Below are 24,805 nucleotides of genomic sequence, written 5' to 3'. Positions count from 1 at the left end.
GACAAGCGCTCCGTCTTTCCGACAACCCATCATTTTGTTGCGCCTCGTTAAGTCAGCTCGCTATTTAGAAGCCTTGCCGCTCCATAACTCCACTCTGTCCTTCACCAGTTGCGTGTATTGCTGTTCCATTTGGACAGCTCCAGCGGCATCCAGTTCTTTAACCATGTTGTCGTATACGGTGTCAAAATTGGATGTTGGGGCCAAGATAGCTTCCGGTATACGTTTGCGGATAATATCCGTCGTTTTTTTGAACGTAACGTTATAATTTGATTCATTGTCTGTTGTCAGGTTATAGGCTGCACCCCATGGCTTCACATCAAATTCTTTCTTGTCCGGGAACAGATCTTTCCACGTTTTTACGCCATATGCTTTAAGTGATTCTTTCTCCGGCTCCGAATAAGCCGCGATAATTTGCTCCGGGAATTTGGCAGTATAGTAGTTACCTGTAGGATCCTTCACGCCATCACCATAGTGTCCGCTGATGAGCGTGTACAATTCTATTCCAGTGGATTTATTGAAGTTGGTTGCATTATTCGTTTTTTGCTCCAGCACATCAGCCGGAATGACGCGTTTGCCGTCTTTGATCTCATAATGCTTGCCCTCGATCCCCCAGTTCACTAGCACCTGTCCTTCATCGGAAGCTAAATAATCAAGGAATTTAATAGCCCGCACCGGGTCCTTGCAATTTTCTGTAATACCTACTCCATAACCGGACGTGAAGCCCGTATCCTGAAAGGAACGATCCTTGTATTCTTCCGAAAGTGTAACTGGAAAATGGGCGTAACTGGAATCGGCCTTGCCTGACGCTTTTAACGCATTCTCAGCATCCTGATAACCCCACTCCTGGTCGATCAGACCGAGGACACGACCGCTGGCAATTTTGGATTTGTATTGATCACTTTTTTGCACAAATGAATCTTTATCCAGCAGCCCTTCATTGTACATGTGGTTCAACCAACGGAAATATTCCTTTTCTTCTGGACGTTTATAATGAAGTTGGGCTTCAAATGTTTTGGGATCAATAAAATATTCACCATCATCCGGCGCTCCAGTCGTCTGGAAGGCAGGATTCGTTACGGTAATCATAATTCTCCAGTCGTCTGCATCCAGCGTGAGAGGGATCGTTTTTTTGCCATTGATCGTCGGATGCTTGGCTACATAGGTTTTGAGTACGTTTTCATAATCCTGTAGCGTTCTTACCTTTGGATAACCTAACTCCTTTAGCACTTTATGCTGAATTTCAAATCCCCCCGTCGCGTCAAAGCTCTCCTGTCCCACACCTGCATACGTAGGAAGGACATAGATAGATTGATCTTTATTACTGTATTTCAAACGATCCATATAGGGTCCGTATAGCTTTTTGAGATTGGGTGCGTGATCATTGATCAGATCTGTCAGATCAATCATGGCCCCCGCATCCACGAGCTTGCTAATATTCGCTTTAGGAGAAACCAAGTCCGGGTATTCTCCACTTGCTGCCATCAAAGCAATTCGGTCATCTCCACCTCCGCCGCTGACATCAAATTCCGCATTCAAGGTTATACCTGTTTTCTTGGTGATTTCCTTGCCTATTTCATCCTTCATTCCATTCCATTGCGGGCTTGTATCTGCTCCGAAGAAGCTAAACGTAATCGGGTCTGTGCCGCTGGATGTACCTTCCTTTGCTGCTTTATCGCTTCCCCCACAGCCTGCCAGTGCGGTAAGTGACACCGCGAGCAAGGGAATGAGTGCAAATCTGGACCAAACCTTTTTCATGAACAAAACCTCCTATATTCTTATGATGACTTAACCTGCAAATCGCAGTTACTTTACCGCCGGAAGCCCGGCTTTTATGATTTCACCGCATTATGATTTCACCGCGCCCAGCGTCATCCCGCCTACAAAATACTTTTGCAGGAACGGATATACCATCAGAATGGGAAGTGTAACCGTAATTGTAATCGCCATTTTAATCGACTCTGGTGAAATTTGAGCCATTTGCTTAGCCATATCGTTACTATTTGTCATACTGGAGCCACCTTGCTGCGTACTTTGCAGTATCTTCATCAGCTCATACTGCAGCGTCGTCCATTGCGGAGCCCCACCATTATACAAATACGTATCAAACCAAGCATTCCACTGACCTACTGCCAAAAAAAGAGCAATCGTTGCCAATACTGGTTTGCACAGCGGCAAAATAATTCTCCAGTAAATCGTAAAATCATTCGCCCCATCGAGTTTGGCAGACTCCTGCAACGCATACGGCAAACCGTCCATAAAGGAACGAATAACAAACACGTTAAATGCGCTAATTAAGCCTGGAAAAATGTACACCCAAAACGAACCCAGTAGATGCAGATCACGCATCAAAATAAACACGGGCACCATCCCGCCGGAAAAATACATCGTCAACGCCAGAAACGTGGAGATAAACTTACGAGCGCGAAACTCGACCCGACTCAATGTAAAAGCAAGCATAGACGCGCAGATCAATCCGAGTACCGTCCCGACTAAAGTACGAAGAATGGATATTTGCAGTCCCTGAAGAAGGCCCTCGTACTGGAAAATCGTTTTGTAATTTTCGAGCGTAAATTGGCGGGGCCATATATAAATACCACCGCGAACGGTGTCCGTTGAATTGTTCAGGGAAATCGCAAGTACGTTCAAAAATGGATATAATGTCACAACCACGATCAAAGCCATCAGGACATAATTAAACAGGTCAAACAGCTTTTCAGACCGAGTAGCATTAAATGCCTTATTCGTCATTTCGCATCTCCCTCCCTACATGATGCTTTCTTTGGTCAGTTTTTTGAATATGCCATTTGCCGTAAACAACAGCAGGATGCTGACCAACGAATTGAAAATACCAATCGCTGTCCCGTAAGAGAAACGACCCAAATTAATCCCGTAATTCAGCGCATACAAATCCAGCACCTCGGAATAATCCGTCACCAGACTGTTGCCGAGCAAGAACTGCTTTTCAAAACCGTTGCTCACCAGATGCCCAATCGCCATAATGAACAGAACGGCAATGGTCGAACGGATACCCGGTAGCGTAATATGCCACATCTGTCTCCAGCGACTTGCCCCGTCCACACGCGAGGCTTCATACTGTTCCTGGTCAATCCCGGTGATTGCGGCTAAATAAATAATCGTGTTCCAGCCCGTCTCTTTCCATATATCTGAAGCGGTTACAATATACCAGAACCAGCTACCCTTCGCCATAAATTGAATCGGCTCATCCACAATATGAAGCGCTATCAATATATCGTTGACGATTCCTCCGTCTATGGACAGCATTTTCGTAACCAACCCGGCAACAACAACCCATGATACAAAATGCGGGAGATAGGATATGGTCTGCACGAATCGCTTGAACAACATCCCCCGCAGCTCATTTAGCAGAATGGCAAAAAAGATTGGAACAACAAAACCAAAGATAATCCCCATCAGGCTCATCGCCAGCGTATTGCGCAGCACCAAATAAAAACGTTCGTCCTGAAATAGCTCAATAAAGTTATCCAGCCCCACCCACTTCTGATCCAGAAAGTATTTGGCGGGCTTATAATTTTGAAATGCCATCGTCCAGCCCCACAGCGGAAGATAACTGAAAACAAACACCCATATGACGAAAGGAATGGACATAAAATAAAGGTACTTTTGTTGCTTTACACTGTCCCACAAGCCTTTTTCTCCACGCCCGCGCTTCGGCCCGCGTACCTTGCGCGGTCTGCCCCGGTTAGACTCAGGAATCGTAGCACCAGCATTGGAAGCGGTTTCAGTTGATGATTCCATAACAAGCTCCTCCTTGTATGTAGTTACTATTATCATACTTGGCTGACTTGAAAGCGGATACCCAACGAATTAGGAGAAAAATCAGTTCAAAATTAGATATATGGGGGGAACGTTGAAAATTACATTCGTGCCACTACGCATGCGGATGGTGCTTCCCATCGCTGTTGCCCCCGGATTTCTTGAATAAGCACATAATGGTAGAAATCCCGGGGCAGTTTATGCTTACGATGCGAGCTTTCCTACGGAAAGCTTTCAGGCGATCGCTTCGCTTGTCCAGCAACATTCCGCCTGCTCCGTTCTAATGTGAATTTTCTAATTTAAAATCATAGATACAAAAAAGACCAGCAATTTAAGCTGGTCAGGGCAATGAATTAGAATCTATTAATCATATTCTGCAACTAATTGGCGGGTGTATGGATGTCTGTTGGGAGCAAAAAGTTCCTCCTTTACAAACTCGTCCACCAAATGTCCTTCGTGCATGACTAGCACCCGGTCGCACATATACTGCACCACAGGTAAGTCGTGGGAAATAAACAAATACGAAAATCTCAGTCTGCCCTGTAACTCCTTGAGTAAGTTCAACATTTCTGACTGAATTAAGGTATCCAGACTGGATGTTGGTTCATCCATAATAATGAGTGCAGGCTCCACGCTGATAGCTTTTGCCATGCAAAGCCGTTGCTTTTGTCCACCGCTGATTTCATGAGGGTATCTATCCAGCAATTCAGGTGATAGGCCCACATATTCCAGCAATTTTCCTGCTATTTCTCTTCTGTCCGAACCACAGTCTTTCAAAAAGGATGGAATCTTTTGTTCCAGTTGATCCAGTGGCTCCATGACGGATTCCAGTAAACGAAACCTTGGATTTAGCGCCGCAGAGGGATTTTGAAATACGGCCTGCATCTGTCCTTTATAACGTTTTAACGATTCCTTTTTTTCTGCTTGAACGGGCGTTCCCTGAAACCAGATTGTTCCTGCATCTATACCTTGCATGAGCATGATGCAGCGTGCCAATGTGCTTTTTCCACAGCCGCTTTCTCCAATCAGTCCCACACATTCACCCGCTCGAATCGTCAACGATACCCCGCCGAGCACTTGTCTCTTTTTGCGGTAAGATTTATGCACGTCCTGCACGACTAAAAGTTCAGGTACAAGTTTCGGGTTCATAACGATGTTGCCGCCCTCTCTATATGGACTCATGCACGGATTTCATTGATGGGCGCAAGGATGGAATAGCTTCAATCAGCCTTCGGGTGTAGGGCTGCTTCGGGTTGTTCAACAATGGCAATGTGTTCCCCGACTCCATAAGCTGCCCTTCTCGCATTACGGTGACTTGATCGGCGTAGCGCTTGACGTTTCTCAGGTCATGCGAGATGAACAAAATGCCGCATTGGGTGCGTTCTTTTAGCTCTGAAATGATCCGTAAAATTTCGTTGGCATTCGTTTGATCCAATGCTGTCGTAGGCTCGTCCATAATCAGCAGCTTGGATTCCAGCATGATGGCTACCGCAAGCGATACCCTTTGTAGCTGCCCACCGCTGAGCTGAAATGGATAACGGTTGTATATTTCTTTCGGTAATCGAACGTGTTCGAGGACTTGCACGATGCGCTCTTTGCGGCTTTTGCGTTCTAACACATGATGTGCTTTTAGCGTTTCGTCCATTAGTTTGCCTATAGTGATAAACGGCGTAAACACGCTGGCATAGTCCTGAAAAACATAAGCGATTTCCTGCCCGCGAAGGCGTTCTCTATCTCTCTTGGACAGGGTGAGTAACGGGCTTCCACACAATTCGATCTTACCGGATTCTACCCAGACCGTCGCAGGAAGCAGATCGCCAATCGACAGCGAGGTCATGCTTTTCCCACTACCGCTTTCACCAATCAGCGCATGGCACTGTCCCGCGCTAATAGATATATGAAGATCACGTACGATCAAGCCTTGCTCTGACCTCAAATGCAGTCCGGTTATTTCCAGAATGTTCATCATTTCATTTCCCCCGTGGCCTTAGTTCAAGATTGTCCCGTAGCTGATCCCCAATCAGATTGGATAAAAGAACGAACAGCATAATGGCCACCCCCGGAATAACCATCGCCAACGGAGAACTGTGAAAATAGGCCCGTCCCTCATTCAGCATCGCTCCCCATTCGGGAGTAGGCGGCTGTAGCCCGAGTCCAATATAGGATAGACCCGCGATCATTAAAATGATTTTACCCAAATCCAGTGTGGCTACGACCACAATTTCTCTGAAAGCCGCTGGCAGCAAATGCCGGATGACCAATCGAATCGTCGGCACCCCGCTCAAGCGGGCGCTGTAGATATAATCCTTCTCTTTTTCAGCCATCAAGCTGCTTCTTACCAGACGAGCGTATGCCACCCATTTTACCGATACAATTGCAATCATCAGGTTGACGACACCCGGCCCAAGCAAGCCTGTCAGTACGATGGCAATCAAGTAATCGGGAAAAGCCAAAAAGGAATCCGACACACGCATGAATAGTCGGTCTATCCCTTTGCCCATAACCCCTGCGATTACGCCGGCCGGAATGCCAATACCGAGAGACTGAAGCAAAATCAACAAGCTTGTGCCAACCGTATTTCTGCCTCCGTATACCAACCGTGACATTAAATCTCTGCCTAAACCATCCGTACCCAGCCAATGCTCGCCGCTTGGGGATTGAAGCCTATGATTGAGCGAAACGAGTAACGGATCATTTTTCATAAACTCAGGCAGGATGAACAATGCAGCTATTCCACCGATAAACAACCATAGAGGAAGTCGGGATGTACTCAATGTCCTCCCTCCTTCAAGCGGATTTCAGGATTCACGTATCCTACCGTTATATCCGTCACCACGTGAAGCAGCATAATGATAGCACCCATAAATAAAATGTATCCCTGAATCATCGGGTAATCCCGGTTATGAATGGCTTCTACAATAAATTTCCCCAGACCCGGATAGGCGAATATCGTTTCGACCACGACACTCCCACCCAACAAGCTTCCGACACTAATGCCAAACATAGTCACTACGGGAGTCAGGCTATGGCGACACGCATGCAACCAAAAAATACGCTTCCTTCCAATCCCTCTGGATCTTGCACCCAGTATAAAATCCTGGCTCAAGCTGTTTAACAGGCTGGAACGAATAAGACGCACATATACCGCAGCCATTGTCAGCCCCAGTGTCAGCGAAGGCAACACCAGATGCATCAAAGTACCGTTCCCCATGGAAGGAAAAACCGACCAGCGCACCGAAAATCCCTCAATAAGTAAAATTCCTAGCCAAAAGCTGGGGATCGATGCTCCCATAATCGCGAGCACCCGGCTGACTCGATCAATCCATTTCTTGGGATATAAAGCTGAACAAGCGCCCAACGGTACCGCAACTCCGATCAACACCACAATGGAGGTACACGTCAGAAGAAGCGTCGCCGGCATCCTCGTCCATATTTCTTCTATGACCGGACGATGTGTCATGTAGGAGGTTCCCAAATCCAAACGAATGAATTTCGAGAGCCATTCCCCATATTGCACGATAACCGGCTCATTCAGCCCCATGATCTCCCTTTGGATCTCTACTTGCTCGTTCGTAACCGCCACATCATCCACACGCAGAAGTTGTCGCACCGCGTCTCCCGGAGCAAGCTTAATGCCCGCGAAGCTGATAAGCGACAGAAGAAAAATAAACAGGAAAAACTCGATCAGCCTTTTCCCAAGCCTTTGAATCATTTTGCTTCAACATCCAACTGGTTGGTAAGCATGTAATATTCGCTTTTGCTGGTTACCCAGTTTTTCACACGGTCTTTGTATACAACCAGCGTGTTCGGATGCACCAGATAGGAATAGTACGTTTGCTCATGAATTCTCGTGAGCGCTTGAGATATTAGTTCATTCCGTTTTGCTGTATCTACGGTTTGATCTAACTGGTAAATCAATTTATTTAAGAACTCATCGTTGATTTTTCCATAATTCAGCGTACCATCTGGTAGAAACGATACATTCAAAAAGTAGCTGGCATCACCACGAGGCGCAATCAACGGACTGTACATGCCCAGATCCCAAGTCGTATCGTTCATCAAATAGTCTTCGTAATTTTCAACCTGCTCGATTTGCAGCGTAATGCCCAAATGCTGGGCTTCCGATTGCAACGCTTGTGAGAAGATAGGGAACTCGGCTCTGGATGCGTAAGTCACCAGCTTTAAGGTTAACGGCTTCCCGTTTTGCGTTACTTTGCCGTTTTCCACCTGATACCCGGCTTCCTTAAACCACTTGAGCGCTTCTTCAGTCCCGGTTTTGCGGGTTGGATATTCCGGTACAAACGGGAAATTCGGCAAAAATGGACCTTGCGCGACCGTAGCCTGTCCGCCCATAATAGCATCCTTCAGCTCCTCACGGTTAACCAAAGCATCAAATGCCTTGCGCAAATTCGCATTTTGGAACAAAGGCTTTTTCGTGTTAAAAATCAACTCATGGGTACGCAAGCTAACCACTGAATCCAGCTTGAGCTGATTGTCTTGCTTCATTTTGTCCATGCTTTCAACAGGTGGGCGATAAACGATATCTGCATCACTGGATAAAATGGCGGATAAACGTGCATTCGCATCCTCGTTAAAAGCAAAAACCGCCCGATCCAGCTTGGCTGCCCCACCCCAATATCCATCATAGCGGGCAAGCTTTAATGATGTGCCTGCAGTGAAGGATTCTACTTGGAAGGGCCCTGTACCGATTGGCTTTTTATCCGGATCGGCTGCTTCTGTATCCAGAATGGCTGTGTTGGGATGAACCAGTTCGGATGGGAACTGAGGGAATGGTTCTTCCGTCACCACATGCAGCGTTTGGCCGGAGGCCTTCACGGATTTAATTCGCAATACCTGCTTAACCCCCGGATTTAGCTCTATTGAGCGTTCCAGCGATTGCTTAACCGTCTCTGCGGTCAGTTTTTTTCCGTTTTGAAAGGTTACACCGTCGCGAATCTGAAACTCCCAGTTTTGCCCGTCTTTACTCGACCATTGGGTAGCCAGCCTTGGCTGTATTTTTACATTCTCGTCCAGTTTAACCAACGTTTCTACGACTCCTGCTCTTAGCGGAGTGTAATCCAGACTGGGATCAACAGTCTGACTGGCGAAGTTAAACAGGAAGGTTAGCTCTTTCTTTGGCTGCTGCGTTGCTGGCATTGAACTTTCTTGCGGGCCAGAACAAGCAGCCAGTAAGACTACGGTCAGAAACATACATATCATTTGGGTGAATCTTCTTTTTTTCATGCTTCCCCTTCATTTCTCTATCATTTCCTTCCATCATACCTACCTGTCACTTGTCATGACCTGACCCACTTGAGCTATATCAGCCTACTAATCTTGAACATTTTGTGACTTTTATTATAGATCCCTTGTATTAAGGCAAAAAAATAGCCCCTCAGCACAAAATGTGTTGGAAGGCTACTATTGATTTATTTCACCGTGATGGTCCCATAGTACATGTACATGCCGCAATTATACTCATATACACCCGGTTTCAGGTCTTTGATGGTAAAATAGTTATTTTCGTGGTCCATAAAAACGTCCATTCCAAGCTTCAACGATTGTACTTCGTCTATGCAAGTAAAGGATGTCGATCTCTTAAAATTAATTTTAGTCGGGACACCAGCTTTTATTTCAATATTTTTAGGATAAAAACCGTCTCCCTCTACATTTACCGTAACAATTTCATACTTGGCTTTGTCCGGCTCTTCTTGAACGGTTTTAGGTTGGCTAGCCGGAAACGAAGACACGCTCCCCTGAAAATAAAACAAGACAAACCCGCCTACGATCAGCGCTACAAAACCAATCAGCATCAAGTGCCAATTTTTAGAGATGAATGTTTTCATTCAAGTCAATCCCCTCCAGTTGATCGTTCACATGTGACACATCAACTCTAACCAGTATATAAAAGTTAATCAAAATTTAAAACACCTCATTCGAGCTATATTTTGAACTAAATGGTGTCAAAAAACAAAAAGGCTTATGGCCTGAATTTAGGATCATCAGGAACAAGCCCCATTTCCAATGCATATCTCGTCAGTTGTACACGGTTCTGAACATGCAGCTTCTGCAAAATATTTTTTAAATGGTTTTTTACCGTGTACTCGGAAATACCGTATTTTTCGGCGATCTCCTTGTTCGTCCACCCTGCCGCCACCCCATATAAAATATCCTGCTCTCTTGAGGTAAGACGGACCTGCGGTTCCTTTTCCGCTGTTATGGTGACGTCTTTCAAGATTTGAAAAGCCAGTTCCCGGCTCAGCGGCGCTTCCTCATTCACAATAGAATGCAGGTATTCCAGCCATGTGGAGGGCGCTATATTTTTTAACAGGTAGCCTTGGGCACCCCGTTTCAAAGCCTCAAGTAGATGAATCATGTCATCCGACACGGTAATCATCACTATTTTGACATATGGATACATGAGCTTAATCCGCTGTGTAGCCTCCAGTCCGTCCATTCCAGGCATCGAAATATCCATCAGGATCAAATCTGGAAGCCATTGCTCGGTAAATTCAATTGCTTTTTCGCCGTTATCCACCACACCGATGATTTTAAAGCTTTGATCCATAGACAATATTTCACAGATGGCCTCGCGAGCATGAACAGAATCATCTACGACCAGTACACGGGTATGTGTCATTTGTGTTCTCCCTCTTTGGATATTTCCACTATGGTATACGAAGAATCCGACAGAAGCTGCAACGTCCAGTTCATATCTTCCGCTCTTTCCTTCATGATATTTAGGCCGTATCGGTCTTTAAACCGAAAAGGATCGGTCGTAAAACCTTTGCCGTTGTCCTTGACGATGACTTTCCATTGATCGAGGTCACCTTCTCCAATAATCCAGCCTTTGGAAGCCCCAGCGTGCTTTTCAATATTGACAACTGCCTCGCGAATGCAGGCCAGAAGCTCTACTTTCTCTTTGGGAGTCAGCGCATCATCAGGAATGGTCCACTGAATATCTACATACACAGGAATTTCGTGAATCATTTGCTGCACCTTGTAGTCCAGGGATTCGTTGGTTGCCAGCATCTCATCGGTGGTCGGATCAAATCTTAAATTGGCAATCGCCTGGCGAACATAACGGTTCACTTCGTGGACGGTCTTTCTGACTTTATAAATATCCTGATGATACTGCTCTTGATCGCCGTTGTGCTCCAGCCGGTCCATTTTGACGGACAATAAAAAAAGTGATTGGGCAATCCCGTCATGCAGCTCCTTGGCAAGATCCTCTCTGGCTTCAAGGGCTGCTTTGGCCGCGCGTTCGTATTGCAACTCCATCTGAATACGTTCCAGCATATGAAAAAGCTTGGTTAACAGCGTCACACTGATTAAATACAAGATGACCGGAGTCAGCCAGTTTCCCAGGTCCATAGATATATAGGGGAGCAAGAACTGGTGTCTCACATATTCCCAGGCTCCAACCGTTAGTGTAGGTACAAATAGGATAATCGATTTAATTTGTTTATACGTCATGCGGGCCTCCTCGCAGCACCACGAAACTCGCACTAACCGAGCAGATCAGTGGTTCAAACCGTTCCGAGTGTCTTTATGCCTTCCAAGCATAACTTTTTTGCTGATTCAGAACAAGATCGTTCTACAGCGGATAGAGAAGGAAAAAAGCCGGCATATATCCATGCCGACTCCAATGTTAAGGATCTTTTTACCGAAGCTTGATCTTCTCTATTTCTTACAGACCGGGATGATCCAGTTCATACAGGTTGCGGTATCGGGGTTGCTCCTGCCAAAGCTGCTCATGACTGCCTCGCATCGAAATGCCGCCTTGCTCCATAAAGATCACCTCGTCCATATGCTCCATTCCGGTCAGATGATGTGTAATCCAGATGAGCGTTTTGCCCTCCAGCACACGAAACATCGTCTGCATTAGTTCATGCTCTGTCAGCGGATCGAGTCCCACCGTTGGCTCATCCAGTAGAACAATGGGGTGATTTTGAAGCAAAATCCGCGCCAGTGCAATTCGTTGTCTTTCTCCACCGGAAAAGCGCAGGCCCGTTTCCTGCATCCGGGTGTCGTAGCCATCCGGCAAAGAATCAATTAGCGTTCCCAGTCCCACCTGCTCGGTTACTGCACGAACCTCTTCCAGCGTAGCATCAGGCCGCGCCAACCGAATATTGTTCGCTACCGTTGTATCGAACAAATACGGTTGCTGGTTTAACACTGCAAACAGGCTGGAATACGCCCCGCCTGTATACACGGGCGCACCTGCGACAGTGACGCTCCCTTCATCCGGCTGCAATGCACCCTGAATCAGATTCAGCAGCGTGGACTTGCCCGCACCGCTGCGACCAAGCAGCGCAACCTTACCCCCTTGCGGCACACGCAGGGAAATGTCGCGCACGCTCCATTCTTGCGTTGCTGCATAGCGGTAGCTCACGTTGTTCAGCAGTAGCTCTTTTGAGTTGCCAGATAGCTGGGCGGTCACATGTTCTACCTCTGTTTTGTCTACTGTGCCACCTGCTGCTTGCTGCCCTGCTTTCACAGAAGCCGATGCCGAAAACGATGCAGGTGCAGCAGGTGTAGGTGTATTCTTCTCTGACTCTTTCAGGCGTCGAAGCGAATCCTGATATTCCGGCGCATGGACCACCGCTTCTCCAGCGCGGACAAAAGCATCCAGCAGCGGAAAAGCAACAAGCGCAAAGGATGCCAGCCATGTTGCCTCTATGCGGTTCTCCGCTACCAGTCCTCCAGCCCATACGGTCATCATCACAATTCCGCCACCTACGACGCACTGTGCGATCCAATGAGAGCGCCATTCGCCCCGTCGAAGTGAATTTTCCACTACAGCAGCCTTGTTTTGCCGTTGGGCGAAGGAAGCCAGAAAATGTCCAGTCCGCCCGCTCAGCACCAAGTCACTCATACCAAACAAAGCATCGGTCAGCTCCTGATAGGCTGTATTTCGTTCCTGCTTGAACGTTCGCCGTTTGGCGAGCGAGGTCCACAGCGAGATGGCCGGGGCAATAAAAAGTAAAAATCCGCAATACAGTGCCATCATCAGGGCAAAGGTTCCGTCCATCCGTCCGAGCGCCGAAATGCCTAATGCATAAATGAGCAACGCCGATATCGCGGGCAGAACCAGCTTCAAATATATGTTTTGAAGCTGCTCAATATCCTCCGCCAGCAAACCCAACAGATCCCCTGTGCGAAACTTGCTGCGAATCATAAGTGCTTGTGGTTCTACTGCCCGATACAGCCGTACCCGCATACGGGACACGAGACGCAGCGCGGCATCATGTCCTACCAGCCGTTCCAGATACTGAATGACCGCCTTACTAAAGCCGAACGTCCGTACAAGCACAATCGGAACGTACACCATCAATATATTTTCCGGTTTTAAAGCCGAACGGGTAATCAGATGACCGGACGTAAAGAGCAATGCGCCTGCACATCCAATCGCCAGAGCGCCCAAAAGCGCCGCAGCCAGAAAGGCCCAGAAATATTGTCTCAGATAAAATATAAACCAGCCTTGGCCGCTATTGTCCGTGGCTCGCATATCGTCCGTCCCCTCCTTCCGTCATTCCCGTCAGCAAACGGTAATATCCTCCCTTGCGGGCAACCAATTGCTTATGTGATCCTGCTTCTTCCAGACAGCCTTGATTCATCATCCAGACACAGTCCATATCCGGCATCCAATGGAGTCGATGGGTCGCGAGAAACACTCTTTTATGTTGCAAAACAGATAAAATCGTCTGTTTTAGCTCCCATTCCGTCTCAATATCCAAATGTGCAGTCGGCTCATCCAGCAAAATCACTGGACGATTACTCAGTAAAGCACGCGCCAACGCTATCCGCTGCGCCTGTCCTCCACTCAGCGCCCGGCCCGCTTCACCAATCGGCTCATCCAATCCATTCGGAAGACCATCCACCAGCTCACGCAGTCCAACCGCGTCAATCGCCCATTCCACTTGCTCGTTGGATGCCTCCGGTTCATAAAACCGGATATTATCCGCCAAAGAAGCGCTGAACAGGTACGGATGCTGCGGAATATAGGCAATATGACGCTGCCATTCGGCTTTGTTATCACCAGCCAATGCCCATCCATTCACGTTCAGCTCGCCCGAGGTCGGTTCAGCGAAGCCGCCAAGCAAACTGAGCAGCGTTGTTTTACCTGCACCGCTGGCTCCGACGATGCCGATCATATTCATATGCGGCTCAACACTCGCGGATATGTGGTCAAGCCGTGCGGAACCGTCCTCGTTGAGAAGGCATATATCCGACAACCTGATCGTACCCTGTCCCGTGATATTTAGGGCATTGCCGTCACCCTTAGCATTGTCTGTGCTGCCACTCCCCGTAAGGATATCCACGGAATTTGTTTGTTGAGCCGCTTCATCCTCTGTACTGAGAATGGAGCGCATTGCACCCCAAGCCTCCTTGCCATCCAGCGAGGCATGATAGTCCGATCCCAACTGGCGTACAGGCATAAAATATTCCGGGGCCAGAATGAGTACCGCAAGTGCCGCTTCCAGTCCCACCGATCCGGTAATCAGTCGCAAGCCCAAGCCTACCGCCACAAAAGCCACCGACAGCATACTAAAAAAATCGAGAGCAAAAGAGGACAGAAACGCGACCCGCAGTGTACGCATCGTAGCCGTGCGGTACTGGTCGCTGACCTTCCCGACCGTTTCTCCATGCTCCCGGCTACGGCCCAAAAAACGCAGCGTCTGTAGGCCGCGCAACGAATCCGTGAAATGATGCGATAACAGACGATAAGAACGCCACTGTTTATCTGCCTGCTTCCGCGCCGCCAAGCCCAGCAGGATAAAGAAGCCAATCAGGATGGGCATCGTAGCCGTCAAAATCACACCTGAAATTACATCCAATGTGAAAACAGACACAAGCACAAGTATCGTCACACACATCATGTCAATCATACGCGGAATGGACAACTCCAAGTACGTGCGAAAACGATCCACTCCATCCAGCGCCAACGTCACCAGCTTCCCGCTACCTTCCTTGGCAGCAAAAACAGGCCCTCGCTCGAACAAACGAGCAAGCAGACGCTCCCGCAAGGAAGCGCCTGATGCTTCGGCAAAGCGGCCTGCTGTCCGGCGTTGCAGCCAGATCATCGTATGCCTCGCAGCAAAAGCCGCGAAAAACAACGCCAGTGGCGGCCAAGCCATCACCAGCGGATTTTTATCAAATAAAATCGTAACAGCCTTTGCCAAAAAAATCGCTTGCGCAATCACAGCGGCCCCCTGGGCCAGGGAAAGGGCGGCCAGCAGCAGCATTACCGGCCGAATGCCCTTTAATCCAAACCATGCTTTATCCATTAGTATTCCAAATGATCCTTTTCACTGAGACGCTTATGGAAAACAAAGTAGCTCCACGCCTGATAAGCCAGCACAAAGGGTAAAAGCGTTGCTGCAACAATCGTCATGGCTTTCAGTGTGTAATGACTGGAGCTTGCATTATATATCGTCAAATCAAATGCACTGTTGATCGAACTCACCATAAATCTTGGGAACAAGCCGACGAACAACGAAACGAATGTCAGCAAAATGATAGCTCCCGTCATCCCGAAGGCCCAGCCTTCGCGGCGCTGCTTCAGGAAATACCATGCCAGCACATAGGCGACGATCCCCACTGCAACTGCGGCATACATATAAGGGCCACGTCGAGTGAATACGTCTGTTGCAAAATAAGTCCACACCACCATACCAGCCAGCAAAATACCTAATATCGGAAGGAATTTAGACGCAATCACACGGGCACGATCCCGCACTTCTCCAATCGTCCGTAGGGAAATAAACGTCAGCCCATGCATCAGGCACATCCCCACCACGGTCAGTCCAATCCATACCGTATATCCGTTAAACACATCGGAGAATCCGGCTTTCAAGTCCATGTTTTGCTGAATAGGTACACCCTTTACCAAAGCCGCAAAAGCCATACCGAACAGCATCGGCGGCAGAAAGCTGCCAATCAGAATGCAGGCATCCCACGTCCCTGTCCACCATTTTCCTTCTGCCTTACCCCGGAACTCAAAGGAAACTCCGCGTAAAATCAAACCAAGCAGAATAAGTACAAATACCAGATAATATCCGCTGAACATCGTCGCATACCAGTGTGGGAAAGCCGCGAACATCGCACCCGCTGCTGTGATCAGCCATACTTCGTTTGCATCCCAGAATGGACCAATCGTATTGATCATCAAGCGTTTTTGCTGGTCATTACGCGGCACCAGACCTGTAGCCATACCCACGCCAAAATCGAAGCCCTCCAGGAAGAAGAAGCCGGTGAACAGCACAGCAATCAATAAGAACCACAAATCATTTAACGTCAATGGTGTCACCCCCTTGAGCGAATGGATCATGGATTACCGTTTCCTGATATGGTTCGATATCCGGACCTTTGCGAGCTGTACGGACAAACAGGAATGCCAGCACACCCGTTAAAATTAAATACAATGCGGTAAACGAGATCAGTGAGAACAGCACTTCCCCTGCCCCAACGGTAGGCGAAACCGAATCTTTGGTTTGAAGTAAACCAAAGACAGTCCAAGGCTGACGCCCCACTTCCGTCATGATCCAACCCGCAGTATTCCCAATGAATGGAAGTGATATACCGAGCATCATCAAGCGGAAGAACCAGCGATGCGAACCCTCCAATTTTTTACGGAATGTCAGATAAGCTCCGTACAAGGCAAGTGCAATCATCGCACATCCGGCTGCAATCATAATGCGGAAACTCCAAAATGTAGTACGTACCGGCGGGATATAGTTGCCCGGTCCGTAAGCTTGTTCATATTGTGCCTGAAGCTCATTCATCCCCAATACCGCGCCGGACAGCTTGTTATACGACAACAAACTCAGGGCAAAAGGAACTTTAATCTCAAAGGTATTTTCCTTCTTTTTAGGATCAATACGTGCGATAACCGTCCAAGGGGCCGGATCGCCGCTGTTTTCCCACAAAGCTTCACTGGCAGCCATCTTCATTGGCTGTGTTTCTACCAAATATTGAGCCTGTCCGTGACCAAACATCGGAATCAGCATCGAACTAATCAATGCGACAATAATACTCACTTTGAAAGAAGGCTTGAAAAAGTCCAGATTCTTTTTGTGCATCAGCTTCCATGCGCTAATTCCCGCGACGAGAAAAGCACCTGTGGCAATAGCTGCAAACAGTGTGTGTGGAAACTCCCACAACAGTTGTTCGTTCGTCAACAGAGCGGCAAAATCTTTCATTTCTGCGCGGCCATTTTGAATCTCATATCCTACTGGACGCTGCATGAATGAATTGGCTGCCAAAATCCACAAAGCAGACAGCATCGTACCGATGGATACCAGCCACATACAGGTTAAATGGACTGCTTTGGACAGACGTTCCCAGCCGAATACCCACAATCCGATAAAGGTTGATTCCAGGAAAAAGGCAAGCAGTGCCTCAATCGCCAGCGGCGTACCGAACACATCACCGACAAACCGGGAAAAGTCCGACCAGTTCATCCCGAACTGAAACTCTTGCAAAATTCCGGTGACGACGCCCACTGCAAAGTTAATCAGCAGAAACGTTCCCCAGAATTGAGCCATTTTTTTGTACAAATCATTTTTTTTGATTACATACATGGTCTCCATAATTGCCACCAACAACGACAATCCAATGGAGATCGGCACATAAACAAAGTGAAGAATCGTTGTGGTCGCAAACTGCAACCGTGCCAATTCTAATATGTCCATAATGTTATTCCTCCCCCTGCGCTTCTCTTAAGAATGAATGTTAATAATTAGGTTCTGAAGCCTTTCTTCATCCTTGTGATAGTATTCACATTATTACATATGGAACGATCACTTTTTAGGAATAGCCCCCTCAGGCATCTTCATTACGGAATCTCATAACCCGGCTTAAGAATATCATCATTATATAGAATAGCTTTGAATGAAATAGAATCGAAAGTGTGAACATCGTGTCAAAACTGTGTCGTAACGATGGCGAATTTATGAAAACAACTCAAATCTTCTAGTTAGTGTGACATTTTCGATTGATCTGTCCAATTTTTTTTCCATGAAAAAAAGCCTCTCTTCGTTCGGAGACTTTTGCTCCGACATCCGCAAGAGAGACTTCATCAATTTAACCTATGGGAGCCCATCAACTGCCATCCGTCCCTTCGTTCTTCTGAACCCGATTACGGTAGGAGGAAGGCGACATCCCCGCATATTTTTTGAATTTGCCATGAAAATAATCGGCATTGGCATATCCGACCCGTCCTGCCACCTGATGCACCCTGATTCCCTGTGCAAGCAGTTCCCTTGCCCGCTCGATCCTCACCTTGTCCAGGTAAGCGTTAAAGGCTTCGCCTGTATGACTTTTGAACAATTTGCCCAAATAGCCGCTGTTGTAATTAAACATATCCGCCAACAGCTCCAAGCGCAGGTTCTCATCATAATGGCTGTGAATGAAATCAATCAATTGTTTCATGATCGTTTCTTTACCGCCCGAATCGGTCTGACCAATCCATTGCAGCACATGCTCTAGCGACCGATCCACCAGCTCACCCAAGGTTGAATAAGCATATACATCCGTAATCAAGCGCGAATGCTCCTCCAGCACCGTCCGGCTCTGCTCCTGTCCAGCCGCATACTTGTTCAGCGCCAAGGTAAATGTCTGTGCAAACGCCGCCTTGATTGCAGCTTCTGTACGATAGATCTGAGGAACTTGGACCTCCATTTCCTTCAATACACGTATTGCAGCTTCACGATTCGCCATATCCAACGCGTAGTATAGCTTCTCTGCATAACGCATAGAGTCCGAGGTTTTATCAGTCGTTTCACACATTTCCTCGTCCGAAGTCTCCAAATCATGCAGGTCACGGGTAAGCATCACCCTTTCCGCACGGAACAGGAAAGTACGCTCCAGTAGACGCAGCGCCTGCTCAAAAGAGCTTGGAATATCATGTAGTCTGCCCACCGGATCACCAGCAGCTACGTATATTTCCGTTGTCCACGGCTTTAGTGCCTGTCGCCAGGAAGCCAGCAACCGAACAGCATCTTCTTGTATTTCCACCGTGGCAGGGAGTAGCAAGCCTGTATAAATTCCGGCTTCGAATACAATCCCCCTGCCCTGCTCCTGGCACATTTCCATTAGCCGCAGCTTTGCTGCTGACTGCCGGGCTTGCCGATCCCAGTCGGGTATCCGCAGATCCAGCAGTACGACCTGATAGCTTCCCCAATCCAAAGCGGGTGGCGCTGGATGCTGGTCAGGATGTTCAGGAAACAGCAGGGTTTCGATCCAATCGCGCTCATGGGGAGGCGGGCTCCCCCACTTGCCGTCTTCTTTTTCACTCTCAATGCTTCGCCGTACCCGTTTCAGCTCTGTCGTCATTTCTTCTTCGTCCACAGGTTTCAATAAATAACCATCCACGCCAAAGCCCATCGCCTGCCGCGCATAATCAAAGTCCGCATAACCGCTTAAAATGAGAAAATGAAACGGCTCGCCGTTCATTTCGCGTATGCTCCGTATGACCTCCAGCCCGCTCATCCCCGGCATACGAATATCAACAATGACCAGCTCCGGCCGGTGCTCCTTAAATTTATCCAATGCTTCGCGCCCGTTCCCTGCGGTATCTATAATATGGAAGCCGCAGTCCCTCCAATCAATAATGGAGGTCAATCCTTCACGGATCGCAGGCTCATCATCCACAATCATCGCTTTATACATTCGACTCCTCCTCCCTGGGTATTGAAAAGGTTACGGTTGTTCCTGCCTGCGGTACGCTCTCCATGTGCAGACCATAACATTCGCCATACATCAGCGTCAGACGCTGGTGAATATTGCGCAGCCCGATACTGCTCCCTTCTGGCTCATCCGTGCCCATTATACGGTCCAGCAGACGGGACAACTGTTCTGCTTCCATGCCAATCCCATCGTCAGCCACTCTTATTTGCAGCTCTCGTAGCTCCATCGAAATATCGACTTTTACGGTAACGGGTTCTTCCTTGTTTTCAAGGCCATGAATAACCGCGTTCTCTACCAGCGGCTGTATGATTAATGGAGGAATGGACAATTCCTCAGCGCTTTCTGCCAGATTCACTTCATAGACCAAACGATTTCCAAACCGGAACTGCTGAATTTGTAAATAGGATCGTACCATATCCAGTTCCTGACGCACCGTCGTTTTACCGCTGCCAATCTCCAGATTCCGCCGCATCAATCTGCCAAGCAATCGTACCGTCGTTGCAATCTCCGCTTCCCCGTTCAGATGTGCCTTCATGCGAATGGACTCCAGCGCATTAAACAGGAAGTGCGGGTTAATCTGGCTGGCCATCATCTTTAGTTTGATATCCTTTTGCGCCATTTCGAGCCTGTTATTTTTCTCACTCGCTTCATAAACCTGCCCCATCAACTGGCGGATGCTGGCAACCATATAGTTGAAACGGCGGGACAAATCCCCGATTTCGTCCATCCCCTCCACGCTGGACACGACATGGAAATCCCCCGCAGCCACCTTACCCAGCTCATGGCTCAACCGCTGTAGTCTTTTGGTGATCAGCCAGGAAATCATCGTAATTAGAACCAATGCCATGACCAGCACCGCAAGAACACATAATGCGCCGATCAAGCTGATCCGGTTCGCTCCCTGTACAATGTGTTCCGTCGAAAACACCGAAATAATCGTCAATCCGCTCACACTGGAGGCTGGCAGCAGCTCATCCACAATAATGTTCGAGGATTTCCCGTTTATTTTCGCTTCATATATACCCTTACCCGCACCCTGTACATCAAAGCCCAAATGCAAATCCGCCAATGTTTGACCCACGGACTGTGTATGGGTAGCCGCGACCACGATTCCGTTGCGATCCACAATCAGCGTTTCAAACGGTTCCTTGCTGAGCATATGGTTCAGCTCCGTCTGACTCAGCGCAATCATCAGAACTCCCTTGGTGTTGTATTCCGGAAAGGGAATTTGCCGCACCAGACTCAGCCGGTTTACCGGGTTATCATCCTTATCCTGAATATAAAACCAGTTAATCGCCGTCCCCCCCAAGGCAGTCTGGAACCACTTCTGCTGCTCAATACCAGAATCTACAGGGATAAATTCCAGATTATTGACAAGCGTCGAATTATACGAATAAAAACGGATGGTCGCAATCTCTCTATACTGCTGTACATACTCATTAAAGTCCTTGTATTGATGATACGCATTCATCAGCTCTACCATGCCCGAATAACGGCGGTTCGCCATCTCCCTCAGCCTTTTATCGAACATCAGCCCATTTGAAATATCCGTGGGTACACGCAATAAATTCGCAGTCTGGCTCTTGATCTTTTCCACGTTGTTCACCGTTTGGGCAATTGCACTGTCCAAAGCCTGCTCCCGCAAATAAAAGGTGACACATCCGCCCACCACCAGCACCGGGATCATGACAATCAGCACGTAGGAGAACAGCAGCTTATTTCGCATACGCATATTATTCATCAGATGCCGAACTCCACGATACATGCCATCCCCCCGTTAGATAAGCGCTTACATTATTATGTATTCCTTAACTCACTGCATCACGATGTACATGATTCCAGTTTAAAGCTTCGCAACCTCTATATCTATATTTTTTTGCAAAATAAAAATGTGGCGAACAGAGTCACCACACTTTACGGATCATGAACTATTCACGCACAAAAGGTTCGATATGCACACCCTGCGGCAGCTTTTGAGGATCGTCCGGGTTAATACGGTCATAGAACATGATGCCGTCCAAATGGTCCATCTCATGCTGTACCACAATCGCCGGATAGCCTTTGAAAGTCAGCAGTTCCTGCGTTCCGTCCGGCAAATTGGCCTTAATGCGAATTTTTTCATAACGCGGGACATATCCGGGTATGTAACGATCCACTGACAAGCAGCCTTCGCCCTGTTCCAAATAAATCATGGACGTCGAGTGGCTGACCAGCTTCGGATTAAACAGCGCATACTCAACCGTTTTGTCTCCATCCTGATAATAGACAGCACACATTCTTTTGTTCAGACCTACCTGGTTGGCTGATAATCCCACACCCGGACGCAGATCATAACGGGTTGCCAGCTCTTCATTTTGACTATTTTTCAGATAATCCATCATCCACCGCATCTGTTGAAGATCCTCTTCACGCAGCGGCAGGCATACCGGATCAACCTTCGTACGCAAAATCGGTTCCCCTTCGCGCACGATATCCTTCGTGAGAAGCATGTCCATCGGTAGATTGCTCATTCATCAGCCTCGATTCATTTTAATAAATATACTTTCATGTGATCCTGCGAAATATGGAGGGGGAATTCCCGGCTTTGCTGCAAATTTTATCCCATAAATTATATCTATTCATGAAATGAATTGTCAAAAAGATAAACAAGAAAAGAGACTTACATATCGCACTAAGTGATTTGTAAGTCTCCTGATCTATGATAGCCATACAAGCCCTGCTATAAATAAGTCGATACCAAAGAACGGAATGGGCACAATAACGATAATGCGCCCCTCCGACCATGTAGTGGCTTTTTTCTTAATCCAACAGCTCGAACGCAGCTTCCTGGACGTCTCTTGAATTAGTGCCGATCCATACTTTAAAATCTCCAGATTCTGCCTGAAAGGAGCCATCCGAAGTGTTGAATTTCAAATCATCCTCTGTAATGGTGAATATAACCTGCTGACTTTCACCCGCAGTCAGGGAAATTCGCTTAAAACCTTTAAGCTCTTTTACAGGCCTTACGACACTGCCGACCAAATCCCGAATGTACATCTGTACAATTTCTTCCCCGCAGTATTCGCCTGTATTAGTAACGGTGACACTCGCTGTGATACTACCTCCGCGATGTAGATGCTCGGAATTAAGGACTACTTCAGAATATTTAAAAGTCGTGTAGCTCAAGCCATATCCGAAAGGATATAAAGGCTCATTGGATGCATCCAAATATTTTGAAGCATATTTTCCTTTTCGTTCTGTAGCAGGTCTACCGGTATTGTAGTGATTATAATAAATCGGAATTTGCCCCTCATTATACGGAAAACTCATGGTGAGCTTGCCAGACGGGGTATAGTCTCCATACAATACATCGGCGATGGCATGTCCAGCCTGTGAACCGAGGTACCATGTCTCGACGATGGCATCCATATGCGTCTCAAACCAGTCTAACAACACAGGACGACCATTTGTAAGTACCAATACCGTCGGTTTGCCCAGCTTTACGATTTCTTGAGCTAGCTCCAGTTGTGCTTCTGGCAGTGAAATTTTCGTTTTGGAAGCCGCTTCGCCGGAATGCTCGCTTTCCTCACCGAGAGCCAAAACGATGACATCGCTATAAGCAGCGGCTTCAAGCGCTTCGGTAATTCCACCCTCAATTTTATGTTCAACGGCACAGCCTGCCACCACTGTAACAGAATCGTTCGCCGCAAGCTTGGATAGTACCCCTTCCAGCAGACTTACCGTTTGTTCTCCATAATTGGAGAATTGCCAGGAGCCCAACAAATCTTTACTAAGGGCAAACGGTCCAATTAAAGCGAGCTTTTGACCCGTCTTCTGTAAAGGCAGCACTTGTTTGTTTTTTAACAGCACAATGGACTTTCTCGCCAACGATCGGCTCTCCTCCAAATGTGCTTGAGACATGTATAGCCGTTCAGCCTCTTCCGGCCGGATGTAACGATACGGATCGTCCATAATTCCAATCTTGTATTTATAAGTAAGGATTCTGCTTACTGCTGCATTGATATGTTCTTCCGAAACCTGGCCTTCTGCCACCAGTTCAGGCAAAAACTTGGCATACATCTGTGTGACCATTTCGATGTCCAGCGTAGCATCCAGAGCTTGCTTGGCAGCTTGTTTGTTATCTTTGGCAACCCCGTGGACTGCAAGCTCCGAGATGGAACCATAGTCGGAAATAACCATGCCCTCAAAACCAAGCTCTTTTCTTAATAGCGTATTCAATATCTGTTTATTTCCGGCAATCGGTATGCCGTTATACGTGTTAAACGAGTTCATAACAGAGCCTGCGCCAGCAGCTAATCCAGCCTCAAAAGGAGGAAGATAGGTCTCTCTTAACCGCTGTTCCGATATATCTACCGTATTGTAATCTCGACCACCCTCAACAGCACCGTATGCGATGAAATGCTTGAGGCAGGCAATGATAGAGTTCCTGTCGGATAAATCTTCGCCCTGGAAACCTTCGACCTGAGCTTTGGCTATTTGTGAGCCCAAATAGGGATCTTCGCCCGCCCCTTCTACTACACGACCCCAACGAGGGTCGCGCGTAATATCCACCATGGGTCCATGGTTATAGGTCACGCCGGAGGCCGAGGCTTCCTTCGCTGAAATCGCAGTCGCCCGTTTGATCGCCTCCAGATCCCAGCTACAGGACCAAGCCAAGGGAACCGGAAAAATCGTTTGATAACCATGAATAACATCGGCATTGAAAAACAGCGGAATTTTCAGGCGTGATTTCTCTACTGCAATTTTTTGCAGTTCATACACCTTGTTCATATCAAAGGCTCCAAGGATGGAGCCTACTTTACCTTCTTCCACCAGTTTCTGCGGTGTGTCTGAAATGACCGTGTTGCCAAAGGAAAAAGCTGAGGCTACCGTTTGGCTCATTTGACCGATTTTTTCTTCTAACGTCATTCGGTCTAGCCATTCCTTAACGGCTGCATCAATTTCCGCAGCACTTCTCTGAACGGGTTCGGAGTGTTTTTCTTCCTTAATTTTCTGTTTGAGTCCTTCGAGCAACGAGGGGCCTTCCCCTACAGTTCCCGCCAGTTTGATGCTTCCTAACTTGGGAAAATCAATAGAACCGTTGCATTTTCCCGCCTCAAAGCCCAGTTCCAAGGTCACTTCTTTGCCAGCCAGCAGAGCAGACCGTCCGACGGCCTTCAACTTTTTCTGATCCACCGAAACTTTAAAGAACTCCACGTTAAAGTTCATAGGCTCCATTTTCATATTTACGGTATAGCCATGGTCGTTGGTAATTCTAAAAATGAACTTCATATTCAATACATCAGTTTGTACAATACAGTTCCAAATTCCTAACATG

The 24,805-nt window shown here is 47.5% G+C and carries 19 protein-coding genes; all 19 read right to left on the bottom strand.

Annotation, left to right across the window (positions count from 1 at the left end; genetic code table 11):
• Positions 1-60: 60 nt before the first annotated feature.
• The 19 genes from E0698_RS09630 to E0698_RS09540 all read right to left on the bottom strand — a co-directional run bounded on the left by E0698_RS09630 (position 61) and on the right by E0698_RS09540 (position 24,804).
• Complete coding sequence (locus E0698_RS09630; protein ID WP_192511415.1) at positions 61-1,755, bottom strand: ABC transporter substrate-binding protein; 1,695 nt, start codon at positions 1,753-1,755, stop codon at positions 61-63.
• Between the two features lie 90 nt (positions 1,756-1,845).
• Positions 1,846-2,748 (bottom strand): carbohydrate ABC transporter permease, encoded by a 903-nt coding sequence (locus tag E0698_RS09625; protein ID WP_192511414.1) that lies wholly within the window; start codon positions 2,746-2,748, stop codon positions 1,846-1,848.
• Positions 2,749-2,763: 15 nt separating this feature from the next.
• Positions 2,764-3,777, bottom strand: coding sequence for an ABC transporter permease (locus E0698_RS09620; RefSeq protein WP_192511413.1), 1,014 nt, complete (start codon positions 3,775-3,777; stop codon positions 2,764-2,766).
• A gap of 381 nt (positions 3,778-4,158) precedes the next feature.
• Positions 4,159-4,944 (bottom strand): ABC transporter ATP-binding protein, encoded by a 786-nt coding sequence (locus E0698_RS09615; RefSeq protein ID WP_149095190.1) that lies wholly within the window; start codon positions 4,942-4,944, stop codon positions 4,159-4,161.
• A 19-nt stretch (positions 4,945-4,963) separates the two neighbouring features.
• Positions 4,964-5,764 (bottom strand): ABC transporter ATP-binding protein, encoded by an 801-nt coding sequence (locus E0698_RS09610; protein ID WP_238353930.1) that lies wholly within the window; start codon positions 5,762-5,764, stop codon positions 4,964-4,966.
• Position 5,765: 1 nt separating this feature from the next.
• Positions 5,766-6,569, bottom strand: coding sequence for a nickel transporter permease (nikC, locus tag E0698_RS09605; protein WP_192511412.1), 804 nt, complete (start codon positions 6,567-6,569; stop codon positions 5,766-5,768).
• Positions 6,566-7,507 carry a nickel ABC transporter permease gene (nikB, locus tag E0698_RS09600; protein ID WP_149095192.1) on the bottom strand — a complete coding sequence of 314 codons (942 nt, stop codon included), beginning with the start codon at positions 7,505-7,507 and terminating at the stop codon, positions 6,566-6,568. The genes nikC and nikB overlap by 4 nt, the downstream gene beginning before the upstream one ends.
• Complete coding sequence (nikA, locus tag E0698_RS09595) at positions 7,504-9,039, bottom strand: nickel ABC transporter substrate-binding protein (RefSeq protein ID WP_420873685.1); 1,536 nt, start codon at positions 9,037-9,039, stop codon at positions 7,504-7,506. Before nikA ends, nikB begins: the two co-directional genes overlap by 4 nt.
• A 185-nt stretch (positions 9,040-9,224) precedes the next feature.
• Complete coding sequence (locus E0698_RS09590; RefSeq protein WP_192511411.1) at positions 9,225-9,641, bottom strand: cupredoxin domain-containing protein; 417 nt, start codon at positions 9,639-9,641, stop codon at positions 9,225-9,227.
• Between the two features lie 134 nt (positions 9,642-9,775).
• Positions 9,776-10,435 carry a response regulator gene (locus E0698_RS09585; protein WP_149095194.1) on the bottom strand — a complete coding sequence of 220 codons (660 nt, stop codon included), beginning with the start codon at positions 10,433-10,435 and terminating at the stop codon, positions 9,776-9,778.
• Positions 10,432-11,271, bottom strand: coding sequence for a sensor histidine kinase (locus E0698_RS09580; protein WP_192511410.1), 840 nt, complete (start codon positions 11,269-11,271; stop codon positions 10,432-10,434). The genes E0698_RS09585 and E0698_RS09580 overlap by 4 nt, the downstream gene beginning before the upstream one ends.
• 214 nt (positions 11,272-11,485) lie before the next feature.
• Positions 11,486-13,306: a thiol reductant ABC exporter subunit CydC gene (gene cydC, locus E0698_RS09575; protein WP_192511409.1), complete on the bottom strand. Its 1,821-nt coding sequence runs from the start codon at positions 13,304-13,306 to the stop codon at positions 11,486-11,488.
• Positions 13,287-15,086 (bottom strand): thiol reductant ABC exporter subunit CydD, encoded by a 1,800-nt coding sequence (gene cydD, locus E0698_RS09570; protein WP_192511408.1) that lies wholly within the window; start codon positions 15,084-15,086, stop codon positions 13,287-13,289. The genes cydC and cydD overlap by 20 nt, the downstream gene beginning before the upstream one ends.
• Positions 15,086-16,099 (bottom strand): cytochrome d ubiquinol oxidase subunit II, encoded by a 1,014-nt coding sequence (cydB, locus tag E0698_RS09565; RefSeq protein ID WP_134912569.1) that lies wholly within the window; start codon positions 16,097-16,099, stop codon positions 15,086-15,088. The genes cydD and cydB overlap by 1 nt, the downstream gene beginning before the upstream one ends.
• Positions 16,086-17,492 (bottom strand): cytochrome ubiquinol oxidase subunit I, encoded by a 1,407-nt coding sequence (locus E0698_RS09560; protein WP_192511407.1) that lies wholly within the window; start codon positions 17,490-17,492, stop codon positions 16,086-16,088. The genes cydB and E0698_RS09560 overlap by 14 nt, the downstream gene beginning before the upstream one ends.
• A gap of 409 nt (positions 17,493-17,901) precedes the next feature.
• Entirely contained in the window at positions 17,902-19,470 is a 1,569-nt protein-coding gene (locus E0698_RS09555) for a response regulator transcription factor (RefSeq protein WP_192511406.1), read from the bottom strand.
• Complete coding sequence (locus E0698_RS09550) at positions 19,463-21,253, bottom strand: sensor histidine kinase (RefSeq protein WP_192511405.1); 1,791 nt, start codon at positions 21,251-21,253, stop codon at positions 19,463-19,465. Before E0698_RS09550 ends, E0698_RS09555 begins: the two co-directional genes overlap by 8 nt.
• Before the next feature lie 163 nt (positions 21,254-21,416).
• Entirely contained in the window at positions 21,417-21,998 is a 582-nt protein-coding gene (gene def / locus E0698_RS09545) for a peptide deformylase (RefSeq protein ID WP_044644521.1), read from the bottom strand.
• Positions 21,999-22,287: 289 nt separating this feature from the next.
• The gene (locus E0698_RS09540; protein WP_192511404.1) at positions 22,288-24,804 is read right to left on the bottom strand and encodes a glycoside hydrolase family 3 N-terminal domain-containing protein; all 2,517 of its coding nucleotides are present in this window, start codon (positions 24,802-24,804) and stop codon (positions 22,288-22,290) included.
• Between the last annotated feature and the right edge of the window lies 1 nt (position 24,805).

This window comes from Paenibacillus sp. 23TSA30-6, assembly GCF_014858585.1.
Taxonomy (GTDB): Bacteria; Bacillota; Bacilli; order Paenibacillales; family Paenibacillaceae; genus Paenibacillus.
The sequence above is the reverse complement of the archived record's forward strand: the minus strand, read 5'-3'. Positions and strand labels throughout refer to the sequence as shown.

Coding starts and splice junctions, on each gene's coding strand:
- E0698_RS09630 (WP_192511415.1), bottom strand. CDS start 1,755: ATGAAAAAGGTTTGGTCCAGATTTGCACTCATTCCCTTGCTCGCGGTG.
- E0698_RS09625 (WP_192511414.1), bottom strand. CDS start 2,748: ATGACGAATAAGGCATTTAATGCTACTCGGTCTGAAAAGCTGTTTGAC.
- E0698_RS09620 (WP_192511413.1), bottom strand. CDS start 3,777: ATGGAATCATCAACTGAAACCGCTTCCAATGCTGGTGCTACGATTCCT.
- E0698_RS09615 (WP_149095190.1), bottom strand. CDS start 4,944: ATGAACCCGAAACTTGTACCTGAACTTTTAGTCGTGCAGGACGTGCAT.
- E0698_RS09610 (WP_238353930.1), bottom strand. CDS start 5,764: ATGATGAACATTCTGGAAATAACCGGACTGCATTTGAGGTCAGAGCAA.
- nikB (WP_149095192.1), bottom strand. CDS start 7,507: ATGATTCAAAGGCTTGGGAAAAGGCTGATCGAGTTTTTCCTGTTTATT.
- nikA (WP_420873685.1), bottom strand. CDS start 9,039: ATGAAAAAAAGAAGATTCACCCAAATGATATGTATGTTTCTGACCGTA.
- E0698_RS09590 (WP_192511411.1), bottom strand. CDS start 9,641: ATGAAAACATTCATCTCTAAAAATTGGCACTTGATGCTGATTGGTTTT.
- E0698_RS09585 (WP_149095194.1), bottom strand. CDS start 10,435: ATGACACATACCCGTGTACTGGTCGTAGATGATTCTGTTCATGCTCGC.
- E0698_RS09580 (WP_192511410.1), bottom strand. CDS start 11,271: ATGACGTATAAACAAATTAAATCGATTATCCTATTTGTACCTACACTA.
- cydC (WP_192511409.1), bottom strand. CDS start 13,306: ATGCGAGCCACGGACAATAGCGGCCAAGGCTGGTTTATATTTTATCTG.
- cydD (WP_192511408.1), bottom strand. CDS start 15,086: ATGGATAAAGCATGGTTTGGATTAAAGGGCATTCGGCCGGTAATGCTG.
- E0698_RS09560 (WP_192511407.1), bottom strand. CDS start 17,492: ATGGACATATTAGAATTGGCACGGTTGCAGTTTGCGACCACAACGATT.
- E0698_RS09555 (WP_192511406.1), bottom strand. CDS start 19,470: ATGTATAAAGCGATGATTGTGGATGATGAGCCTGCGATCCGTGAAGGA.
- E0698_RS09550 (WP_192511405.1), bottom strand. CDS start 21,253: ATGTATCGTGGAGTTCGGCATCTGATGAATAATATGCGTATGCGAAAT.
- def (WP_044644521.1), bottom strand. CDS start 21,998: ATGAGCAATCTACCGATGGACATGCTTCTCACGAAGGATATCGTGCGC.
- E0698_RS09540 (WP_192511404.1), bottom strand. CDS start 24,804: ATGTTAGGAATTTGGAACTGTATTGTACAAACTGATGTATTGAATATG.